The organism is Vulcanococcus sp. DEBay_Sum29NL08_54 (genome assembly GCF_017859255.1).
Classification (GTDB): domain Bacteria; phylum Cyanobacteriota; class Cyanobacteriia; order PCC-6307; family Cyanobiaceae; genus Vulcanococcus.
On record NZ_JAFMNJ010000072.1, the window covers coordinates 1 to 3,341 of the forward strand.

General features: G+C 66.7%; 6 protein-coding genes. 2 read left to right on the top strand and 4 right to left on the bottom strand.

Annotated features, from left to right (window positions below):
- Together QZ186_RS11515 and psbP are read right to left on the bottom strand one after the other, a co-directional pair.
- Positions 1 to 399: FAD-dependent oxidoreductase (locus tag QZ186_RS11515; RefSeq protein WP_296416975.1), on the bottom strand; the 399-nt coding region annotated here is incomplete at its 3' end.
- A gap of 4 nt (positions 400 to 403) precedes the next feature.
- A complete protein-coding gene (gene psbP, locus QZ186_RS11520; RefSeq protein ID WP_010317848.1) occupies positions 404 to 967 on the bottom strand; it encodes a photosystem II reaction center PsbP in 564 nt (187 codons plus the stop codon).
- A gap of 107 nt (positions 968 to 1,074) precedes the next feature.
- Here psbP and recR point away from each other — a divergent pair, with 107 nt between their 5' ends.
- Complete coding sequence (recR, locus tag QZ186_RS11525; protein ID WP_071777998.1) at positions 1,075 to 1,653, top strand: recombination mediator RecR; 579 nt, start codon at positions 1,075 to 1,077, stop codon at positions 1,651 to 1,653.
- A 4-nt stretch (positions 1,654 to 1,657) separates the two neighbouring features.
- Positions 1,658 to 2,563 carry a lipoyl synthase gene (gene lipA / locus QZ186_RS11530; RefSeq protein WP_296416978.1) on the top strand — a complete coding sequence of 302 codons (906 nt, stop codon included), beginning with the start codon at positions 1,658 to 1,660 and terminating at the stop codon, positions 2,561 to 2,563.
- On the opposite strand, the gene QZ186_RS11535 is transcribed toward lipA, so the two are convergent.
- On the bottom strand, positions 2,560 to 2,931 hold the full coding sequence (locus QZ186_RS11535) for a DUF1622 domain-containing protein (RefSeq protein WP_247479046.1): 372 nt from the start codon (positions 2,929 to 2,931) through the stop codon (positions 2,560 to 2,562). The genes lipA and QZ186_RS11535 overlap by 4 nt on opposite strands.
- A 9-nt stretch (positions 2,932 to 2,940) precedes the next feature.
- The coding region (locus QZ186_RS11540) for a DUF429 domain-containing protein (RefSeq protein ID WP_296416981.1) at positions 2,941 to 3,341 on the bottom strand (401 nt) is incomplete at its 5' end.

The window sequence follows — 3,341 nt, forward strand, 5'->3', positions numbered from 1 at the left end:
CTCCCCCTGCTGACGCTCAAGGCTCAGCGCCTCTGCAGCGACATAGCAGACCCCGGCCTGCTTGAGCAGCTCAGGAAGGCGGGCATGGAAACGCGCTGTGTCCACCTGGGATCCCGGCAAGGGAAAGAGCCTTGCCCAGGGCTTGCCGCCGTGGAGATGGATGCGCGCGCTGGACCAGCCGAGATCGCCATAGCGGCGTTGCAGATCGCGCCAGAGGCCAGCGGCCTTGGCAGCACGGATCGCAAGCGCTGAGGTGCCCAGCGGCCAACCCGGGATCACCCCATAGCTCCACTCCGTCGCCGAGGGCTGCTGGCCGGCGATCAGACAAACATCAACGCCGCGCTCCCGCAGGGCGAGGGCCAGCAGTCCACCCGCCAGGCCCCCGCCAACGATCAACACCCGATCAGATCCGCAGGGTGAAGGAGGTGATCACCTGGTGGAACAGGCCCTTGACCTTGGGCCAGCGCATCTCGTTGGTGCTGGCGGCAAAGGTGTAGAGCCGGCCGCGGTCCACAACGACCGTCGCCAGCTCATGGCGATCACGGTCGGGAAGGTGAACGGCGTACTCCAGGTCGTAAAAGGTGCGCCCGCCGTCCTCACGCTCAGAGGCCTCCACCAGTTCAGCTTCGCGGCCGCTGCCGTCCGGAGCGATGACCACGCGGCGCAGCTTCTCGCCCACCGCCACCGCACTACCAAGGTTCTCCAGGCTGTTGGTCTCATTCACATCCGAGACCACCAGGCTGAGGGTTTCATCGGCATTGATCAGGTCGTGGAAGACCACCTGGGGGCCCTCGGTGACCTGCACCCGGGTCCAGCCCGTCGGATAGAGGAAGGCGTAGCGCCCATCCGAGCTTTGGAAGGAGTTGAGACCGGCCGCGACCGCACTGCAGCTCACCAGCACCAGCACCAGGCCAAGGGCCAGGAACGAACGCAGTCCTCGGGAGATCCAGCGGGTCAGCACGGCCATTGATCAGCGCTTCAGCGCAGCCATTCTCACGCGCCGCCGCAGGTCTTGCGGTTCCTCTTAGATTCACGCCAGTTGCCTCAAGGGATCTGAGCGGCTTCACCAGACCCCTGGCACGGCTGATTGATCAGTTCGAGCGGCTTCCCGGCATCGGGCCGCGCACGGCCCAGCGCCTGGCGCTGCACCTGTTGAACCAACCCAGCGAGCAAATCCAGGCGTTCGCCGATGCGCTGCTGGCCGCCCGCAGCCAGGTGGGTCAGTGCCAGCGCTGCTTTCACCTCTCGGCCGACCCCCTCTGCGAGATCTGCCGCAACGAAGAACGCAGCACCGGGGTGCTCTGCGTGGTCGCCGATTCCCGTGACCTGCTGGCCCTCGAGCGCACCCGCGAGTTCAAGGGGAGCTATCACGTGCTCGGCGGGCTGATCTCGCCCATGGATGGCATCGGCCCAGAGCTGCTGCACATCCAGCCGCTGGTGGAGCGGGTGGATCGCGACGGCATCAGCGAAGTGATCCTGGCCCTCACCCCCAGCGTGGAGGGGGACACCACCAGCCTCTATCTGGCCCGCCTGCTCAAACCCTTCACCCAGGTCAGCCGCATCGCCTACGGGCTGCCGGTGGGCAGCGAACTGGAGTACGCCGATGAGGTCACCCTGGCGCGGGCCCTCGAGGGGCGGCGGCGGATGGAGTGAGCGCATGAGCCGCTACAGCCAGATCCCACCCAAGGAGCGCCTGCCCGACTGGATCCGTACTCCCATTGGTGCGGCCAGCGCCCTGGAGTCGGTCCAGGCCGTGGTCAAGCAGCAACGGCTCCACACCATCTGCGAGGAGGGCCGCTGCCCCAATCGGGGCGAGTGCTACGCCTCCGGAACCGCGACGTTCTTGCTGGGGGGATCGATCTGCACCCGCAGCTGCGCCTTCTGCCAGGTGGACAAGGGGCAGGCACCGGAGCCCCTCGATGACCAGGAAGCCGAGCGCGTGGCTGAGGCCGTCGAGACCCTGGGACTGCGCTATGTGGTCCTGACCTCCGTCGCCAGGGATGACCAGAGCGACCACGGCGCGGCGCTCTTCACCCGGGCCATGGCCGCCATCCGGGCCCGCAATCCACTGATCGCCATCGAGGTACTCACCCCCGACTTCTGGGGGGGCCACCGCGAGGAAGCCGAGGCGATCACGGCCCAACGCCAACGGCTGCAGACGGTCCTCTCGGCAGCGCCCGTCTGCTTCAACCACAACCTCGAGACAGTGGAGCGTCTCCAGGGGGAGGTCAGGCGTGGGGCCACCTACAGCCGCTCCCTCGGCCTTCTGGCAGCCGCCCGCGAGCTAGCGCCAGAGATCCCCACCAAGAGCGGGCTGATGCTCGGTCTGGGTGAAGGCTTCGAGGAGGTGGTCGAGGCGATGCGCGATCTCCGCGCGGTGGACTGCCAGCGGCTGACCATCGGCCAATACCTCAGGCCCTCCCTGGCCCATCTCCCGGTGGATCGCTACTGGACGCCCGAGGAGTTCGAGGAACTCGGGAGCATCGCCAAGGGGCTGGGCTTCAGCGACGTGCGCTCCGGCCCCTTAGTGCGCAGCAGCTATCACGCCGGAGACCAGGGCTAGCTGGCTTGATGGCGATCCTCCTGGCGCAATTCCAGGGCCAAGAAATAGTTCAAGAAGGTCCGAATCAACGCCACCGCACCCAGCTGGATCAGGGCATTGGGCTCGCGGCTGATCGTGGTCAAGACCACATCAGCCCCGAGCTGAAACTCCAGCGCCAGGGCGACCCAGGAGCCAAAGGTCACCCGGGCCATCGTCACCGGCCCGCGTTGGATCAGATGGGGCGGAATCTCCCGCAGCCGCAACTTGCGCGCCCCACTGAGAACGGCCACCAGGCCAATCGCGACGGAAATCAGCGAGAGGAACTCCAGCAACTGGCGAAGCGCTTGGGCCGAATGAGTCAGCAGCAGCTCCATCCCATGCAGATCCATCGCCTCATGTCACTCGGTGCTGACGGCAGTGTGGCGCGTGCGACCGGGCAACACCAGCAACCCACCCTCGGGTTCGCCGTAGATCGCTGCCGCGGCCCCCTTGGCGATGCGCTGGGCGGCCAGGGCACAGACCGCCGCATCAATCCAATCGATGCTGCTCAAGCCATCGAGCGCAAGACCGAAGCGCTCCAGCAGCGCTGAACGTTGCTCCAGCTTCAGCGCCGCCTTGACCTCAATCTCTGGCGAAAGGGCGACGGTGATGCCGTGGGGAAAGCTCTCAAAACAGCAGCTCCTGGCCAGCGCCTGTTCATCACGGGCGATCGGCACGCCGAACCGCTGCAGAGCTTGGTAGAGGGCCTCGCCGCGCAGCACCCAGCCATAGAAGTTGCTGCGGCTCGCCAGCGCCGCCT